This window comes from Fodinibius sp. GM21, from assembly GCF_058386955.1.
Map to the genome: position 1 here is coordinate 402,337 of NZ_JBYEIQ010000004.1, position 19,308 is coordinate 421,644.

Below are 19,308 nucleotides of genomic sequence, written 5' to 3' on the forward strand. Positions count from 1 at the left end.
ACTGACCATCAGACGCTGTCGTCAATAGTCAAAAGACAGGAAACTATGGCTTTTAAATTCGAGAAGTTAGAAATCTGGCAACAGTCATTAAACTATGTTGATGCAGCTTATGAAATAGCAGATTTACTACCCTCCAAAGAGCGTTACGATTTGGCTGACCAATTGCGAAGAGCTTCAACATCTGTTTCTTTAAATATTGCTGAGGGATCTACTGGTCAAACTAACAAACAACAAAGTCGATTTTTAGGAATAGCTTTAAGATCACTTCTTGAAACTGTAGCCTGTATTCACTTAGTCAAAAGAAGAAATTATTGTAAAGAGGAAACAGAAAAGAAACATTTGGCAAAGTTATATAAGGAAGCAAACCATTTAGCTGCACGTATTCAGGCCATGAGAAATTCCTTAAGCGATAGAGTCGGAGAAGAAAAAGTTGACTATTTAATAGATGATGGCTGACAGCCGACGAATGATCACCGACCACTGTTGTCTGTCGTCGATAGTCTATTGTCCCCCAGATTCAAACAAGGCTAATAGTATTTTGATAACTGGCAATGGACGACTGACTACCGATGACAGTGGTCGGTCGACAGTTGTCTTTAAACTAAAAAATGTAAATTAGATTCATATTGTTTTGGAAGATACTATTAAAGATAAAAGCATAAATAAACCAAGAGTCCTTATCACCGGCGGTGCCGGCTTTTTAGGATCCCATCTTTGCGACCGGTATATCAAAGAAGGATATGAAGTAATATGCATGGACAACCTATCAACGGGGAATGCAGATAATATCGGACACCTGATAGGCAACGAGAACTTCTCCTTTGTCAATTATGATGTCACCAACTACATCCATGTGAATGGCGACCTGGATCTGATTCTCCATTTCGCATCCCCGGCCTCTCCCATTGATTATCTGGAGATGCCCATACAGACGCTCAAGGTAGGGTCGCTGGGGACGCATAAAGCACTGGGGCTGGCCAAAGAAAAAGACGCCCGATTTCTGTTGGCCTCCACCAGCGAGGTTTACGGCGATCCGCTGACGCACCCCCAAAGCGAAGATTACTGGGGCAATGTTAACCCGATCGGGGATCGCGGGGTATACGACGAAGCGAAGCGCTTTGCCGAGGCCATGACCATGGCCTACCATCGCTACCATGGCATTGAGACGCGTATTGTCCGAATATTTAATACGTACGGATCCCGGATGCGATTACACGACGGACGTGCACTCCCCACATTCATGCGTCAGGCGTTGAAAGGCAATCCGCTGACGGTCTATGGCGATGGCTCCCAGACGCGTTCTTTTACCTACGTAGACGATCTGGTCGAGGGAATTTACCGGCTTTCACAAAGTGAGTATACCGATCCGGTGAATATTGGCAATCCGCAGGAAGTAAGTATCCTGGAATTTGCCAAAGAGATTATTGAGCTGACAGATTCCGATAGTGAAATTACGTTTGAAAAACTACCCAATGATGATCCCCAGGTACGACAGCCGGATATCAGCCGGGCTAAAGAAGTGCTGGATTGGGAGCCGAGGTATGATCGCAAAGAAGGACTAAAGAAGACACTGGACTATTTTGAGGAAGCAGTGAATGGGGATTAGATAATTGGGTTACAAACTAAGTCACAAAGTGACAAAGTATCAAAGTAACAAAGCAGTAACGTGTAGATAGCTATTAATAAATGTTAGAGGTTCGGTGTTGATTTGTTTTATCTGTGTTGATGAAAGACGGAAGACCGACGACTATGCTGTTATTTCGAACGCAACTATAACCGTAGTGAAAAATCTTTGTTTTCGGTTTCGGATTACGGGTTGAAAAGCGTGAAGCAGGTAGAAAAAAGTTTCCCTTAGAAGGGGTTAGGGGATGCCCAAAACAATTCAACGTTTTATACAAAAGAGTGGGATACCCTAGAAAAAGATCTCATATCGTTGTGAGGGAGTTTTGCTTATGAACAACGTTTGGGTAAAGAATCTGTTTTCTTTTTTGGTCTTAAAAAATAGGACCTAAGAATTGTGAGCGAAGGCCTGAAAATACAAATACTTATTACTACTTCACGGTTTTAGACACTGGGGGGTGGAATCGCGGGAAATTTGAACTTTGAATTGACTAATGATTTAGAGCGGTCCCCGTGATCCTGCTTAAACCAGAGCAAAATTTACGATTCCCTCCAAGACTTTTTTGAATCGTTTTTTGGTCACAAAAAATGAATATACATCACCTCATTGGATCAAGGCCTCGAATTTTCGGGGCGTAGCAACCTGAACACTACAGTGCTTCGGTTACAAAAAAGGAATTACGCATTTTGCATCGTTCCAAAATGGAACATGCCCTTGTGGTTATAAAAGTTATTTTTGTCCGCCTTTTGGCTTGCCCTTGTGGAATCCTCCGAAATTCGGAGGGCCATTTCATGGCATTCCACAGGGCTTGATCCAAAAGGCTTGTGAAAGATCTATAGAAATGTAACTCCTCGGTGCTGATATCATTCATCAACGTTGATTCCGTTTTTGGGCAGCTCCTCGTCAGACAGAATTTCCATGGTTGATCTTGTTGCTTACAAAAGTGTAGAAAAGGAAACTCTGAACTTTTTTAATTCATATTTACGGTTTTTCTACCGTGGGTTAGGGGGGGCATCGCAACGTGTGTTGTTACTGTTTTTCATCGACGAAAAAAGTAACCAAAAAAGTCGCCCTACTACGCTTAAGCTCCGAAAGGGCAGGCCGTCTGAGAATTGCGAACCGTTCCGAACCTCAGGCTGGATAATTTCGATGGTCTATCACATTTATTATTTACTTCTACGTGAAGACCCAGTACGAAATTATCTTTTACGCCCTTGGTTCTCCACCGGCAATTCGTTAGGGCGGGGATAAAAAAGCGGAAAAGTAGAAAACAAATGGTTAAATATTGGTCATTCGGCAGGTTGGATGAGAAACGATAGAAAAGGTCTTGCTGTCCCTTTTTTCTTGATAAAAAAGGGACTAAAAAATCAAGGCGAAGAATTCTGATGCAGCTCCAACCTTTGGGTAAGAGCAATTCAATGGTCCTTTAACTATCGTGCCTGTTACAACATAAGCACCGGTATGAATTGCTCACCTTGCCCGGCAGGTTACCGCTTCAGAATTCTTATGCCCAGATATCCTCCCTCCCAAATGGTGTAAACTTTACGGTTTTTAAACAACCGGCATAATGAATTTTGTGGAATCGACCAAGGCAAGTGATTGTGTTTTTTGTACCGGTTTTTTACTTATTGACTTGCAGACAAAGAACAAGGACCATCAAAAAACACGCCTGCTGCCGGGAGATGACGATTGTAAAATTCTAAGTCTTGATTTTTTGGTTCATTTTGGATCAAGCCCCGTGGAATGCCACGTAATGGCCCTCCGAATTTCGGAGGATTCCACCAGGGCAAGCCAAAATGAACACTACAAACCTTTGTTTACAAAAAATAGATCGTATATTTTCCATCATTAAAAAATCGAATATAGTCTTATGCTGATGAAATTGGAACTTTCAAATCTTGGATCATCATTCATATAACGAGTATAGCAAAAGGTAGAAAAGTACAATATCTATTTTAAAAACAATCCAAATTCTATCTTTTTACAATGTTCACAAATCCTTATACTTAGCTACCTTAAAATCGAGCAGGGATTTATAGACGATTCCACACCTATATTTTCTATAGCTATTTTTAATTTTTAATTGAAAACGCGCTGAGCAACGACGACACACATAACGATAACCCATCCGGATCGGGTAAAAAGCCCCAAAAACGATCCGAAGACTTTCCCCTCCAGGAATACCGCCTCGTGCCCGTAGAAGAATGGGACGAGCGCCAGACTGAAGAAAACAAAATTGATTATCTAGAGCTGGTTAAACAAATCTGGGATAATCGTTTTTTCGTTGCTAAGGTAACAAGTGTTTTTGTTATCATAGGGTTGATGGTAGCATTATTAGCCCCAAAAGAATACCAGACCGGTGCTACCCTATTACCTGAAACACAAAGTACGCAAAGCGGTGCGGCCGGACTGTTAGAGCAATACGGCGGAATGCTTGGAATGAGTGGAGCCGGTTTAAATATAGATCAACAGGGCATGATTCCGCCCACCTTATATCCTCAGATTGTACAGAGTCTGCCCTTTCAGCTGGAATTACTCAATAAAGAAGTGGAATTTGCTGAATTTGATACTACCGCTACGGTTTATACCTTTTTTGATGAAGTGTATACGCCGTCCGTTTTCTCTTATGCCAAAGAATATACTCTAGGATTGCCCGGTAAAATCATAGGATTATTTAAAGGGGAAGAAGAATTTAAGCGTCCGTTGCCCCGTGGCTTCGAGACTGATTCAGTAGTGTCTGTGACCAAGGGACAGATGAGCGTCATTGAAAACATGCAAAAGCGTGTAACGGTGTCACTGAACGAGGAGAACGGGGTAATTAACCTAACGGTAAAAATGCCTGATCCTAATGCCGCGGCGCAGGTGGGAAAAATGAGTATCTCTCTTCTTAGAGAATACATGACGAACTATCGCACTAGAAAGGCCCAGGAAAATCTGAAGTATGCCCGACAGCAACTTCAGGATGTTCGGCAGCGTTTTGAGGAGGCTCAAAATCAACTGGCCGAGTTTCGTGATAGTAATCAGAATTTAGCAACGGCCAAGGCCCAGACCCGCGAAGAGCGCCTGCAGTCGGAATATGACCTAGCGTTTAATGTCTATAATTCTGTGGCACAGCGGGTAGAACAGGCCAAGATGAAGGTGCAAGAGCAGACGCCTATGGTAAGTATTTTGCAGCCAATTCAAGTGCCATTGAAAGATCAGATAAGCGGCCTAAATATTTTGATAGCTTTTATTCTTCTTGGGATCGTAGGTAGTTGTGTTTATGTGCTCTTAAAAGAACCCATGCTTTTAATTTTAAAATTGATAACCGAAAATTAAAGTTTAAATAATTAGCTTATGTTAAATGGGAATGATGTTCTTATAACTGGAGGAACTGGTTCTTTCGGTAAAAAGTTTACAGAAACAATTTTAGAGCGCTATCCGGATGTAAGCCGTTTGGTGATTTATTCACGGGGGGAGATGAAGCAGTTCCGAATGAAGCAACAATTTTCTAAAGATAAGTATCCATCAATGCGATATTTTATTGGAGATGTCAGAGATGGAGAGCGGTTGAAGCGTGCCTGTGAAGGAATTGATGTCATTATTCATGCCGCAGCTATTAAACAGGTTCCTGTTGCGGAGTATAATCCCATGGAAGCGATAAAGACGAATGTTATTGGTGCAGAAAATGTCATTGATGCCGCAATGGACTGTGGTGTAAATAAAGTTGTAGCTCTATCAACAGATAAGGCAGCTGCTCCTATTAATCTTTATGGTGCAACAAAGCTTTGCTCTGATAAACTGTTTATTGCGGCCAATAATATGAAAGGCAAGCGTGATTTATCCTTTAATGTTGTACGATACGGAAATGTGATGGGGTCACGTGGATCGGTAATGCCGTTTTTTATTAAAAAGCGTGAAGAAGGAAGGTTGCCTATTACGGATAAACGAATGACTCGCTTTAATATATCTTTGCAGGACGGCGTTGATTTGGTAATGTATGCAATTAAGAACGGCTGGGGAGGAGAACTATTTGTACCAAAAATTCCCTCATACAAAATTACCGATTTAGCTGAAGCAATAGGACCAAATTGTGATCACCCGGAAGTTGGAATACGACCCGGGGAGAAGATTCATGAAGAGATGATTACGGCCTCGGACTCATTTAATACCGTTGATTTAGGCAAATACTATGCCATTCTACCGCAACAACCTGTTTGGGATAAGGAAGAATACTTGGAGCAGTTTGATGCGGAATATGTGGAGCCGGGCTTCACCTATAATTCCGGCGAAAATGATGAGTGGGAGACGGTGGAATCGCTGCGTAAGAAAATTAAACAATATGTCGACTCTTCTTTTTCTGTACAAGAACAGGTTAGCCAATAAAGCATAATGGGAGAACAAACAATGGGGCCAATACCGTATGGCACCCAACATATTACAGAAGAAGATATTGAAGCCGTTACCACAACATTGACGGCTGATTACCTGACGCAAGGTCCAAAGGTTTCCGAGTTTGAAGAAGCATTTGCTGGTTACATAGGCAGTGACCATGCCGTGGCGGTGTCCAATGGAACGGCGGCCCTGCACTTAGGGGTACTCGCACTGGGCGTCGAGCCCGGTCAGAAAGTGATTACAACTCCCATTACGTTTTCGGCCTCAGCGAACTGCGTGAAATATGCGGGTGGAGAAGTCGATTTTGTAGATATTGATCCGAATACATTTCTGATGGATCTTGATTTGGTTGAAGAAAAGTTAATTAATAGCAATCCGGATGAATATGCGGGCATCATCCCAGTTGACTTTACCGGATTGGCGGTAGATACCGAACGACTAAGAAAGATAGCTGATAAGTATAACCTGTGGATACTTGAAGATGCCTGCCACGCACCCGGCGGAAGTTTTGAAAATAGTAACGGGGAGCGAGTTTTTTGTGGGGATTGCCGCTACGCCGATGCCGCCATTTTTTCGTTCCACCCGGTCAAGCACATTGCGGCCGGTGAGGGGGGGATGATCACCACCAATGATCAAGCTCTCAAAAAAGAGTTAGATACCCTTCGGACCCACGGAATAACCAAGGACCCTGAAGACCTTCAGGAAAATCACGGCGGGTGGTACTATGAAATGCACCAGCTTGGATATAATTATAGGTTGACAGACATCCAGTCGTCGCTTGGATTGTCGCAGCTTCGAAGAGCTGATGAAGGGCTTCAGAGGCGAAGAGAAATTGCTAAGGTTTACGATGAGGCATTTGGCGACGTTACCAGCATCACCCGGCAAAAGGTTTCTCCCGAACAGCGCGACAATCACCATGGATATCATCTCTATGTGATTCAGGTCGAAAACCGAAAAGAGCTGTACGATTATCTGCGCGAACATCAAATCTATAGTCAAATTCACTATATCCCTGTACACACCCTGCCTTATTACCGGCAGTTTGGGTGGGAGAAAGGAGATTTCCCCCATGCGGAAGCGTATTACGAGCAATGCATAAGCCTGCCCATGTACCCGACTCTTACTGAGGAGCAGCAAGACTTTGTGATCACGAAAGTATTAGATGTCGTAGGATGAAGAACCTTGCCATTATACCGGCCCGGGGCGGGAGTAAGCGTATTCCCCGCAAGAATATCAAAGACTTTTTGGGTAGGCCGATTATAGCCTACTCCATTGAAATAGCTTTAGAAAGTGGGCTCTTTGACGAGGTAATGGTGTCAACGGATGATGAGGAAATTGCAGAAGTCGCCAAGAACTATGGGGCCGAAGTACCGTTTATGCGCTCAGAGGAAAACGCGGATGACTATGCGACAACCGTGGAGGTGCTGTTGGAAGTGCTGAAAGAATATGGCAAACGAAATTTGGATTTTGATCAGGTCTGTTGCTTGTACCCGACGGCTCCCTTTGTAACAAAAAAGGATTTACAAAAAGGGTTTGAACTATTGAAAGAGGCCACCTCGTCGTTACCAGTAGTAGCATTTGAATTTCCAGTGCAACGAGCCTTAAAAAAGAATAATGACCAGACCATTCAATATGTGTGGCCGGAGCATGAGCGAACCCGCTCTCAGGATTTAGAGACGTTTTACCATGATGCCGGCCAGTGGTACTGGATTAAAATGGATGAGTTAGTAAAACAGGAAACCCTTGTTACGTCGAACTGTAAAGCTATTGAAAAAAGCAGCATGGCCGTGCAAGATATTGATACGCCCGAAGATTGGCGGATGGCCGAAATGAAATACCAACTAGCTAAATGAATACCCCCGCAGCGTGCTTTCGAGTTGATGGCAGTGACCAAATTGGGCTTGGCCATATATACCGGTGCTTGGCTTTGGCGCAGATGATTGATGATCAGTTTAGAGTTAAGTTTTACGTGAAAGAAATTCCGCCGGCCCTCGGAAAACGAATAGAAACAACGTTTGGCTACGAACTGATCGAACTAGCAAGCGAGGATAACTTTTTGTCAGACATTAAAAACCAATCCGCGCCGCTTGTTGGGGTGTTAGATGGATACGATTTTGACGAGAGCTACCAGCGAACAGTAAAAGAGGCGGGCACTAAAGTGGTATCGGTAGATGATATACACCGGGGCCATTTTGCAAGCGACGCGGTCATTAATCACGCGCCGGGGATACCTCCCGATGCGTATTCGACCGAGCCGTATACGACCCTTTATCTTGGTCCGGATTATGCCCTTTTGCGGGAGGAGTATCTTAAGCTAACGACGGACTTTGAGCCTTGTGAACAATTAGAAACTGCTTTTGTATGTATGGGGGGATCAGATCCACAACATATTACTGAAGATGTGATGGAAGTGCTCGGCCTACAAAAGTCGGTGGCAAAAATTATTGTTGTGACGGGTGCAGGGTATGACAGGCCTGAAAAAATTGCTGAAAATAATGTAAACGATCAGCTTATTATTGAACACCATCATGATATAGCGGATGCGAAAATGGATAAGCTCATGAAAAGTGCGGATTTTGCTATCGTACCGTCCAGTACTATTTTGTATGAGGTTATGGCCGCACGACTGCCGGCGATTACCGGATATTACGTGGAGAACCAAACGAAAATTTATAAAGGGTTTAAGGCCACCGGGGCGGTCATGGGGGTAGGACACCTGTCTAAAGAACACATAAGTAAAGGGCTTTCCGAGCTTACGGTAAGGAAGGCGCGACATATACAGGCAAAGCAGCAAGATGTGATTGATGGGAAGTCCCCAAAACGAATTCGACGAATCTTTAATCAACTAATCGCATGAATATTGTATTGCTGGCATCGGGCGGATTAGGAAGTGATGTGGTCTCGGAGCTGATTGATGAGCTGACAGTGGTTGGTATGGCTACGGATTCGTCCTCAACACAGCTCCGGTCGATGGCTGAAAAACGAGATATCCCCGTATTTAAAGGAAATCCCCGTGGTGGGAAACTCCACGAGTTTCTTGAGGAGTTAGCCGAGCCGGTGGAGCTTATTCTGTCGATAAACTACCTGTACTTACTTGAAAAGGATGTGATTGAGTACCCGCGGCGGTGTTGCTTAAATATACATGGGAGCCTGTTACCCAAATACCGGGGGCGGACCCCGCATGTTTGGGCCATTATTAATAATGAGTCACAGGCCGGCATTACCGTGCACGTGATTGATCAAGGGTGTGACACCGGGCCTATCGTGGCTCAGGAAACAATTACAATATCACCGGAGATGACGGGCGGAGAACTGCTGGAACAATACCGCCATCACTACCCCGACCTTATTCGCGGGGCGTTCCAAAAAATGAGCCGGGGCCCCCTTACGCCCACGCCCCAGGATGAGTCGAAGGCCACGTATTTTGGCAAACGCAGGCCTGCGGATGGGGAAATTAACTGGGCGTGGCAGCGCGAGCGAATACGAAACTGGGTGCGCGCCCAAGCGGACCCATACCCCGGGGCGTTTACGTTTGTGGGCGACCAAAAAGTGATTGTTGACAAGGTCCGCTATTCGACCCAGGGATTCGATTGGGAGACCCCCAATGGCACGGTGCTGGCGGTCTCACCGGAAGTGACCGTCAAAACACCCAATGGGGCCTTGGCGCTCACGGATATTCGCACCGATATTACCGCTGATCAATTTAAAGGAAAACTGTTAGGACCATGAAGATAGCTGATTACAACATAGACGAAGATTCGGATGTATTTGTGATTGCCGAGCTGTCGGCCAATCACAACCAAGAGCTTGACATCGCCAAAGAAACCATTAAGGCTGCGAAACAGGCCGGGGCCGATGCGATTAAGCTGCAGACCTACCGGCCGGACACCATTACCATTGATTGTGAAAACGAACATTTTACCATTAACGATGGGACCCTGTGGGATGGGAAAACACTCTATGAACTGTACGAAGAAGCTTATACCCCGTGGGAATGGCATGAGGAACTATTCGACATAGCACGAGCAGAAGGACTCATATGTTTTTCCTCCCCGTTTGACCACAGTGCGGTAGACCTGCTGGAAGAACTGGATACGCCCGCTTATAAAATCGCCTCTTTTGAAATACAAGATATACCCCTTATTGAATATGCGGCATCGAAGGGGAAGCCGATAATCATGAGTACGGGTATAGCTGAAAAGGAAGATATTGAGTTGGCCGTGCAAACGTGCCGCGAGGCTGGGAATGACCAAATTATACTTCTAAAATGCACCTCCTCATATCCGGCTCCTATTGAATTGGCCAATTTACGAACGATGGTTGATATGAAACAACGATTTGATGTGCAGGTAGGCCTATCAGATCATACTATCGGTAATACGGTACCCATTGTAGCTACCAGCTTGGGAGCAAAGGTGATTGAAAAGCACTTTATTTTGGATAAATCGCTTGGCGGGCCGGACGCGGATTTCTCGTTGGATCCCGAAGAATTTAAGCAGATGGTTGATTCGGTGCGAAAAGCTGAGAAAGCCTTGGGTGAGGTAACCTACGAGATTGATGAACAGGTCAAACCTAATCGCCGATTTGCTCGTTCATTATTTACAGTAAAGGATATTGAGAAAGGAGAAAAGTTAACGAAAAATAACGTCCGATCCATTCGGCCTGGATATGGAATGCATCCTAAGTATTTAGATTCAATTTTAGGAAGAAAAGCAAAAGTTGATATTGAAATGGGTACTCCTATTCGCAATAAATTAATTCAATAAACAAAAAGTGTAAATTAAATAACTAAGTATTATTAGCTTTTATCTAAAAACAGGTAAAATGAATTTAATTGCATTAATGAAAAAATATTACCGTCGTTTTAAATCCTTCTACTACCGCAGAAGAATTCCAAAAGTTGGCGACGGTCCACAAAAGATTTTAGTCATCAATCATTTTTTTGATCAAGATATTGAAGCATTAATTAGAGCTAATGATGGTCGATTCACGTTTTATATTGTTGATCCTGAAAAGTTATTTGCTCCGATAGTTTGGTTATTTCCAGAAAAGATAAGAAAAGCTAGAATACCTTATAATTCTAGCAAAATTCATAAATATCGGAAAAGGTCACGGAAGTGGTCTGAAAAATTATTCGAGTTTTTAAGGGATCAATATGAATTTAAAGCTATTGTCACTCCATCAGATTTATTCTACTGGTTAAGGGAATTTATTAATGTAGTACAAGACAATGATATACCGACCATAGTTATTGATAAAGAAGGAACCATATCACCTTATTATTTTGATAATCATGCAGAGGATATAAAAAGATTATTTCCTTTTATATCGGATCATTTAATTGTATGGTCTAAAAGACAAAAAAAATTTTGGATCAATGCGGGGGTTGATAAATCAAAGATATCAATTCTAGGGCAAGCCAGATCAGATCTATTACACTATTTAGAACCAAAGGAACTTAATCTTTTTAAAAATAGCAGTGCCCCACTCATTTTATTTTTCACTTATGAATTGGATGCATACATACCGAACAGATTTTTTGTGGATGGTAAGTTGAGCTGGGAGGTATTAAGGGAATATTCCCATACGATAATTAAGAAAACTGCGAATAACAACAGAAATATCAATTTTATTGTAAAATGCCATCCTCAACAGTCGGATGTAGAAAATGTTAAACGAGAATTTGCGGGTTATGAAAATGTCAAGGTATTAACCGGTGCCGCATCGTCAAACCAATTACTTAAAAATGCCGATCTAGTGATTGGGTTTCAGACTACGGCATTAATAGAGGCTGTATCTATTGATAAACCAGTGGTTTATACCTTCTTCACTGAAGATGTTGAACAGTTTAAGAATGGAATTCTACCTTTTCATCGATATGATATATTTCACAAGGTTGAGAGCCCGAAAGAGCTTGAGTCTACCATTGAAAAATTTATTAAGTCAGATTTTAATCATGAAATTGATATCGACTCCAAGAATCGCCTACTGGAAGAATATTTGTTAAATCCAGATGGTTCTGTCTCGGAGCGTATTTTGAGATTTCTGGATGATTATATCTCCGGATATGATGAGTGATACTGACCATTCGAAAGAGAAAATTGCACGCAACACATTTATTAATGGTGCCGATTTATTTGTCTCCATACTGGTTAGTTTCTTGGTATTACCCATACTTGTAAGTCGCCTGGGAGACGAGGTATTCGGTATATACAGTTTGCTACTCGTGTTTTCTGTAAATGGATTTCTCTCTTTTCTTGATTTCGGCTTTGAAGGAGCTCTTGTAAAATATTTAGCAGAATGGGATACAAAGAAAAACTATTCAAAATTTGGAGAGTACTTTTGGAATGGGATACTATTTTATAGCACCATTGGATTGATTATAATGGTTTTAATTATTTTGGGTATAAATCTATTGGACCGGCTACCATTTGAAGTGTCGAAAGGACTCCAAGACCTTACTAAAGCTGTTTTCTTTGCTTACTCATTTCAAATGCCGTTACAATTTATGTCACTGGGACTTGGATCCACCTTGAAGTCAGTTCAAAGGTTCGGGGTTCTAAAAGGAATAAATGTTGGGTACCTGGTGGTTAACTTTTTCCTTATTGTTTTTTTCCTGTATGAAAAACAGGATTTATATAATTTCATTTGGTTACAAAATGTATTGTATTTATTCCGATGTGGAATTGAGTTTTACTTTTCGTCTAAGTTATTACCAAGAAATCGGAGATTCACTTTTAAAATAAATTTACAGATTGTGTATGAGATATTTGGCTATGCCAAATATCTTTTTATCAGCAAAATTATCGGTTTCGTATATAATCAAACTGACAAACTGCTTATCAGCTTTTTTCTTCCTGTTGCACAGTTGACTTATTACAGTATTGCTATAAAGGTGCCAAATCTGATGAGTGCTTTGAGTTCCGTGATCAATTCTACTATTACACCCGCAGCCTCAAGCTTCAAGGCCTCCAACAATAAATATCATTTGAAGCAACTTTTTATGAAAGGCACGAGATTTGGTTTTTTGTTGATTCTTCCCTGTGTTATTATTGGAATATTTCTAATTAAACCATTTTTAGGTTTGTGGGTGGGGGATAAATACACACATCTTTATTTTCTGAGTATTATTTTGTTTGGACAGTTTTTCTTTACTCAATTGATTTCAGTGGGTTCAACTATGATTGTGGGTTCGGGAGACGTTAAGCAGTTTATTCCATATTCACTTTTTGGGGCAGTGTCTAATCTGATTATCAGTGTAGTTCTGATGTCTAGTTATGGAATTTTGGGATTGGTTATTGGTACAACCACTTCTTATATGTTATTTTCAATCCCTTATTTGGTGAAACTTCTAAGATTATATGAAATAGATTTAACTAATTTTCTAATAAAGTTAAGAAATCCCACTTATGCTCTGATCTTGCTGGCAGTAGGTTGTTACCTAGTGACACAATTTTTTAACATCCAATCAATTATAGCCTTTGTAACTACTGGCAGTATTATACTTAGTCTGTATTTATCAGCCATCTATTTTATGGTCTTAGAGAAGAAAGAAAAAAAGCTGATTCAAAACTTAATTCTTAATTTAAACCATAAAAGATGATAAATACTCTTTTTATATCCATTTTTGATCATACCAAATTATTTTATTCTATTTTCCAGTCGATGGATAAGGAGAAATTTCGTGATTACTGGATGACTACCAATGAATATTGGAGTAAGTATTTGTTGGACTCTGGCGTTACAGGACAAGATATTTTGGAACTAGTTTATACAGAAGATGATTTCCTCGGTCAGGCAGAGAAGCAAAAAATAAAACAGGAAATTTTAGCGCTTGAGGAGCAAGTCGATCTGAATGTATTCCAAGTTCTGATGATGGATCAGTTTTTAAGACAAAACAAACGGGAAAATATTATTGAATATGTGTTCCTTTTTTATGCTAATATCAAGAAGTTCCTTGTTTCGAAGAATATTGATATAGTTATTGCCGAACCAACCAATTTCAACGAATTATTAACCGCTATGATATGTGAGCAGTTGGATATTCCATTTATTGCTCCAAGAAACATGCGCTACCCTCATAATCGGTTCATTTTTACAGAAGGTTATTTATCTGAAAAAATTGTATCTAAGGGAGGAAAAGAAACACACGATGGTGAGGCAGTACTTGAAAAATTTAAGGAAAAGCAGCAAGCTCCCACCTATTTTGATATCAACAATAAAAAAGAACTTTTAAGTTTTAAAAAGATTAGTAAACATCTTAAAAATAGACTGGAGTTAACTAGAAAGACCAGTAAAGATCATTTGACTCACCATCCGATTGGAAATCGGATCAAACACAATTTAAGAAAAATTGTCAATGTCCAAATTTTAAATAATTTTTTCAGATATGAGAACTTAGATGATGTCAACGGTCGAGTTGCTTATTATCCATTACATGTCCAACCAGAGGCTTCAATTGATGTATTAGGTTCCTATTTTAGTGATCAGCTAAAACTCATAAAGGATATACGAAGGGCACTACCGTTCGACTTTACATTAGTTGTCAAAGAGCATCCAAATGAACTTGGCGTTAAGAAACTTGACTTTTTTAAAGAAATAAAAAAGCTATATGGGGTTAAACTACTCAAGCATTCGGTTTCTTCTTTTTCAATTTTTGACCGTGTTGATTTGGTCTTAACGGTTTCTGGGACATCGGCCTATGAAGCCGGAATGATTGGTATACCTGCAATAACGTTTTCTCCGGTTTACTTTGGAGAATTATCTTCAATTAGAGTATGTAGGGATATTCGAAAATTGAAGGGAATAATCTTATCATTAACTTCCGATTTTAAACGAAATAAAAAGCAAGACGCCGCCTTCATTGAAAATATGCTGAGTAAGTCTTATCCGGCATATTGGATTGATCCCTTTACTGACCAAGGTGTATTAGATAATGCTAATGTAGCTGTGTTGGCATCCGCTTTTGAGCAAACGGTGTTTAACTTGGTTAAAAAATGAAGTGGAATAATCACAAATCATTATGAAAACGATTAAGGACTTTTGGAATACGATTAAACAGGATTATTCAAAGAATAGAGGCCATGTAAAAATAATTTTCATCCTGATTTTCTTCCGATTTGTTCATTTTTTTGCAAAAGAAAAGGGCAGTCTTAAGTGGTATTTAGGGACTCCCTTCATGGCCCTTTACAGATTTATCGTTGAATATGTTCTCTGTGTTGAGCTAAGAGCAGGAACACAAATTGGACCAGGATTAAAAATTGAGCATGGTTATGCTCTAGTCATAAATGATAATTCTGTTATTGGTAGAAATGTTCATCTAAGGCATTGCACTACAATTGGATGTAAAAAAAAGGATGATGGATCGCAAGGGCCAAGTCCTGTAATTGAAGATAATGTTGAAGTTGGAGCAAATACGGTCATATTAGGTGGAATTACAGTAGGAAAAAATTCAAAAATTGGTATAGGAAGTGTAGTTGTAGATGATGTGCCACCTAATAGTGTCGTAGTGGGGAATCCTGCAAAGGTCATTAAAAAAAATCACCTGGAAGCAACTAATACATAATTGAATTTTAAACTGCTACAATTAATGTCTATTCCCAAAAGAGTATTTTAAAATCCATATTTGATTTTTTATGAGCAAAAATAGATCAATTGTCATTATTAATGATTTTGCATACGTCAATGGCGGTGCCGGTGAAGTGGCTATATCTAGTGCTAAAGAGTTAGCATCTAGGGGGTATGATGTGATACTTTTTGCAGCAGTTGGCCCAGTAGATGAGACATTAAGGGAGAGTTCCGTTAATGTAATATGCTTAAATCAAGAAAATATTGTAGAAGATCCAAATCCTCTAAAAGCAGCATTTCGTGGAATTTGGAATAAAAAAGCATTTTTAGAGTTAAAAGACTTATTGAAGTCACTCAATAGTGAACAAACAATAGTACATCTTCACGCTTGGACTAAAGGGTTATCGGCTTCGATTGGTAAGGCTATACAACAAATGGATGTAAAAGCAGTGGTATCACTGCATGAATATTTTCTAGCTTGTCCGAACGGCAGTTTTTTTAACTATCAACAAAACAAAATTTGTAAACTTACTCCGATGTCAAAAGCGTGCGTTAGTTGTCATTGTGATAAACGGAGTTACTTTCACAAAATGTGGCGGGTAGTCAGGCATAAGGTACAATCGGAATATGGGGGGATGCCCTCATTCCTTAATCATTTCATTAAGATTTCTGATTTTAGTTATAACATATTAAAACCATATCTCCCTAATGATGCGACCATCCACAAGGTAAATAACCCCATAAATGTGCCTATGAGAAAATCAATAGATCCGGCTTTAAATGAGAAATTTACACAAGTCGGGAGAATAGATTTTCAGAAGGGGCCCCATTTGTTAGCAAAAGCCGCAGATCAATTAAATGTACCGGCCCAGTTTGTTGGTAATGGCCAGCTAAGAAATATGATTGAGAATCAATTTACAAATGTTCATACAACAGGGTGGGTATCTAAGGATAAGGTTATAGATTACCTTAAAGAGAGCAGGGCTTTGGTATTTCCGTCCCTTTGGTATGAAACACAAGGCTTAGTTGTTTTAGAAGCCGCTTCGGTTGGAGTTCCATCTATTGTACCAGATACAAGTGCGGCAAGTGATATGGTTGATGATGGTGAAACGGGACTTGTTTTTGAAAACGGTAATGTAGACGATTTAATTCGTAAGATTAATTTATTCCAGAATGATCAGTTAGTAGCAGAAATGGGTAATGTTGCATACGAAAGATATTGGAAGGATCCTTTTACTATCGACCGCCATGTTAATGAGCTCGAAGAAGTCTATAATGCTATAGTTCAGTAGTGATTACTGTTATAATAAATACCTTATTCCTTTTCGTTTTTATTGCATATTCGATCTTCTTTTTTCAAAGACTAAGATTTCAGGTTATACCAATATTTTATTTGTATGTGATTCAATTTTGGATGGTATTATCTGTTTATACTTTAGATTTTGGAGGATTTTATATTTATGAATTAAAAATCACCTCGAGTCGAACTTTAGCTACTTCATTCTTGATTGTTGGGAATATAGTTTTTTTTGAAAGTATCCGAAGAGTTCTTGAAAAAAGGGGCTACATAAAAAATATTCTGCCTAGCAGACAGGTAAAAAAGGTAAATTACCGTAAAATTCAGGTGATGAATCTTGTAATTTCAGCAGTAATTATTGCCTATTATTCAGCATTTTTAGTAAGTGGTGTGCCGCTTTTGATTGGTATGGACCGAGCAAGTTTCTCAGAAATTTTAAGTTCTATTCCCATTGTAGGTTTTTTATGGAGAAATTATCTTTTAGTATGTTTTTTTATTGGGTATTCATATTCTTTTCAAAAAATCAGAAATAGTGGGCATTTATTACCTCTTGTCCAAATTACTTTAATTGTTCTTTTTTTGATTATGGGAGGTAATCGGTTTTCAGCTATTTTTAGTGCTCTTACCGCATTCCTGATCAGTCCAGTATTATTTGGATTGTTTAAGGTTAAATCGTTTGATTTAAAGAAAACTATCCGCTGGGGGGCAATGGTTGTCATTTTCTTTTTGGGAACTACCATATTACAGAGTTCTACCTATTCCTATTCTGCTAATATTTTTGGTGACGGGAAACTTCTGGCATACCTTTTTGAAAGAATTTTTATACTACAAGGAGAGATTTGGTGGAAAACCTATCATTCTATAGTAACAGAAGGAGGATATTTAGCTTCTCACTTATGGACTGAAGTAAAAAATCTGTTTGGTTTACCTGTTGAAGGATATACAGGACTAAAATACCTTATGGTAGAAGCTGCCAACGGTAGTTTTATCTATGAAATACTTGAAGGTAATTATATGTATACAGGAGCATTTCCGGCTATTATTCTTGCTACATTTAATTGGTCTTTCTTTTTCTTTGTAATGATTGGCTTGGGAAAAATATTCGGGCATATATTAGTTAAATTTAAAAATTATCTTTTTTCAGATAATCTACTAAAAATATATTTGATATATATTCTTTACTCCACCTATAATTCAATGATCTTAGGGGGGGCATTTGATAATTTTATAATGTCTAGTAATGTCCTACGTGTACTGATGCTTATAGGAATCGCACTCTTGATTTTTCATGAAGAATATAAAAATAAAAAAGACGGATGAGCACAAAAATACTAATGGTTTCTGAGCCAGGAAGTGCTGGTGTAAAAAGGCATGTTTTAGATTTGTTATTCAACTTGGATAGGACTGTATTTGTACCACACTATGTTTATAGTATGGACCGCGCAGATGAATCCTATCAAAAGGAGATAAAAAGGTTGGAAAATGAAAAAAAAATAGATTGTACACAGGTTCCGATGGTTAGAGGTGTGAATCCAGCTTCAGATTACAAATCTATAAAACTTATAAATAATATCGTTAAGAATTTTAATCCTGATATTATTCATGCACACAGTTCAAAAGCTGGTTTTTTAATAAGAATCATGAGAATGTTGGGGCTTATTAAAAATGAAATCAAAGTAATTTTTACTCCAAATGTTTTGTCTGTTTTCAATTCAAAGTTGTTTTTTCCTATTGAAAAATTACTGGGGTATTATACTGACATATTGGTAGCCTCATCGCAAAGTGAGAAAAAACAGCTCAAAAATATGAATTTAGTAGATCAAAAATCTCTTATTTATATATATCTTGCATGTAGAAAAGAGGAAGAATATCCCACACTAAGACCTAGGACTAAGGCCTCATTTACAATATCTGCTTGTGGTCGTATCTGTAAACAAAAAAGAGCTTTACTTTTTTTTCAGGTGGCTGAAAAAGTGGCTAATAAAAGGCATGACGTGCATTTCCAGTGGATCGGAGATTATGGATCTTCTCCAGATAAAGAGGCCAAGAAAGTTCAAAACTTTATTAAAAATCACAACCTAGAAAATACTGAAATTACAGGTTGGGTAACTGACCCAGATCGTGAAATTGCAAAATCCGATTTATTTTGTATGTTTTCACGATATGAGTCTTTTGGATACGTTACAGTAGATTCTATGATGATGGAGGTACCTGTCCTCGCATTACCAGCCATGGGCACTGAAGACCATATTATTGAAGGTAGAACTGGATGGTTTTGTCAGGAGGATCCAGTTTTAATAGCAGATAAAATCATTGAGCTTATGAAAAAGCCAAAAGTTAGGTTAAAAGTAGCTAATGAAGCTAAGAAATTTGTTAAAAATAGATATAATCTCCCTAAAATTATTACAGAACATGAGAATTTGTATCATGAATTGGCAAAACAATAAAT

At 39.5% G+C, this 19,308-nt stretch carries 16 protein-coding genes; all 16 read left to right on the plus strand.

Annotated elements, in window-relative coordinates:
* Positions 1–45: 45 nt before the first annotated feature.
* The 16 genes from ACT3IB_RS12105 (at position 46) to ACT3IB_RS12180 (ending at position 19,306) form a co-directional block, all read left to right on the plus strand.
* The gene (locus tag ACT3IB_RS12105; protein ID WP_491539281.1) at positions 46–456 is read left to right on the plus strand and encodes a four helix bundle protein; all 411 of its coding nucleotides are present in this window, start codon (positions 46–48) and stop codon (positions 454–456) included.
* Between the two features lie 202 nt (positions 457–658).
* A complete protein-coding gene (locus ACT3IB_RS12110) occupies positions 659–1,606 on the plus strand; it encodes a UDP-glucuronic acid decarboxylase family protein (protein WP_491539448.1) in 948 nt (315 codons plus the stop codon).
* 2,205 nt (positions 1,607–3,811) lie between these two features.
* Positions 3,812–4,939 (plus strand): Wzz/FepE/Etk N-terminal domain-containing protein, encoded by a 1,128-nt coding sequence (locus tag ACT3IB_RS12115; protein ID WP_491539282.1) that lies wholly within the window; start codon positions 3,812–3,814, stop codon positions 4,937–4,939.
* An 18-nt stretch (positions 4,940–4,957) separates the two neighbouring features.
* Positions 4,958–5,986, plus strand: coding sequence for a UDP-N-acetylglucosamine 4,6-dehydratase (inverting) (gene pseB / locus ACT3IB_RS12120; protein ID WP_491539283.1), 1,029 nt, complete (start codon positions 4,958–4,960; stop codon positions 5,984–5,986).
* Between the two features lie 6 nt (positions 5,987–5,992).
* On the plus strand, positions 5,993–7,171 hold the full coding sequence (gene pseC / locus ACT3IB_RS12125; protein ID WP_491539284.1) for a UDP-4-amino-4,6-dideoxy-N-acetyl-beta-L-altrosamine transaminase: 1,179 nt from the start codon (positions 5,993–5,995) through the stop codon (positions 7,169–7,171).
* Positions 7,168–7,848, plus strand: coding sequence for a pseudaminic acid cytidylyltransferase (gene pseF / locus ACT3IB_RS12130; RefSeq protein ID WP_491539285.1), 681 nt, complete (start codon positions 7,168–7,170; stop codon positions 7,846–7,848). Before pseC ends, pseF begins: the two co-directional genes overlap by 4 nt.
* On the plus strand, positions 7,845–8,852 hold the full coding sequence (gene pseG / locus ACT3IB_RS12135) for a UDP-2,4-diacetamido-2,4,6-trideoxy-beta-L-altropyranose hydrolase (RefSeq protein ID WP_491539286.1): 1,008 nt from the start codon (positions 7,845–7,847) through the stop codon (positions 8,850–8,852). Before pseF ends, pseG begins: the two co-directional genes overlap by 4 nt.
* Positions 8,849–9,724 carry a methionyl-tRNA formyltransferase gene (locus tag ACT3IB_RS12140; RefSeq protein WP_491539287.1) on the plus strand — a complete coding sequence of 292 codons (876 nt, stop codon included), beginning with the start codon at positions 8,849–8,851 and terminating at the stop codon, positions 9,722–9,724. Before pseG ends, ACT3IB_RS12140 begins: the two co-directional genes overlap by 4 nt.
* Positions 9,721–10,761 carry a pseudaminic acid synthase gene (gene pseI, locus ACT3IB_RS12145; protein ID WP_491539288.1) on the plus strand — a complete coding sequence of 347 codons (1,041 nt, stop codon included), beginning with the start codon at positions 9,721–9,723 and terminating at the stop codon, positions 10,759–10,761. The genes ACT3IB_RS12140 and pseI overlap by 4 nt, the downstream gene beginning before the upstream one ends.
* A gap of 58 nt (positions 10,762–10,819) precedes the next feature.
* Complete coding sequence (locus ACT3IB_RS12150; protein WP_491539289.1) at positions 10,820–12,073, plus strand: hypothetical protein; 1,254 nt, start codon at positions 10,820–10,822, stop codon at positions 12,071–12,073.
* On the plus strand, positions 12,045–13,598 hold the full coding sequence (locus ACT3IB_RS12155; RefSeq protein ID WP_491539290.1) for an oligosaccharide flippase family protein: 1,554 nt from the start codon (positions 12,045–12,047) through the stop codon (positions 13,596–13,598). The genes ACT3IB_RS12150 and ACT3IB_RS12155 overlap by 29 nt, the downstream gene beginning before the upstream one ends.
* 62 nt (positions 13,599–13,660) lie before the next feature.
* Positions 13,661–14,995, plus strand: coding sequence for a capsular polysaccharide export protein, LipB/KpsS family (locus ACT3IB_RS12160; RefSeq protein ID WP_491539291.1), 1,335 nt, complete (start codon positions 13,661–13,663; stop codon positions 14,993–14,995).
* A 22-nt stretch (positions 14,996–15,017) separates the two neighbouring features.
* The gene (locus tag ACT3IB_RS12165; RefSeq protein ID WP_491539292.1) at positions 15,018–15,560 is read left to right on the plus strand and encodes a serine O-acetyltransferase; all 543 of its coding nucleotides are present in this window, start codon (positions 15,018–15,020) and stop codon (positions 15,558–15,560) included.
* Positions 15,561–15,630: 70 nt separating this feature from the next.
* Positions 15,631–16,854, plus strand: a complete 1,224-nt coding sequence (locus tag ACT3IB_RS12170; protein WP_491539293.1) for a glycosyltransferase family 4 protein — start codon at positions 15,631–15,633, stop codon at positions 16,852–16,854.
* 122 nt (positions 16,855–16,976) lie between these two features.
* Positions 16,977–18,179, plus strand: coding sequence for a DUF6418 domain-containing protein (locus ACT3IB_RS12175; protein ID WP_491539294.1), 1,203 nt, complete (start codon positions 16,977–16,979; stop codon positions 18,177–18,179).
* On the plus strand, positions 18,176–19,306 hold the full coding sequence (locus ACT3IB_RS12180) for a glycosyltransferase (protein WP_491539295.1): 1,131 nt from the start codon (positions 18,176–18,178) through the stop codon (positions 19,304–19,306). Before ACT3IB_RS12175 ends, ACT3IB_RS12180 begins: the two co-directional genes overlap by 4 nt.
* The last annotated feature ends 2 nt before the right edge of the window (positions 19,307–19,308 follow it).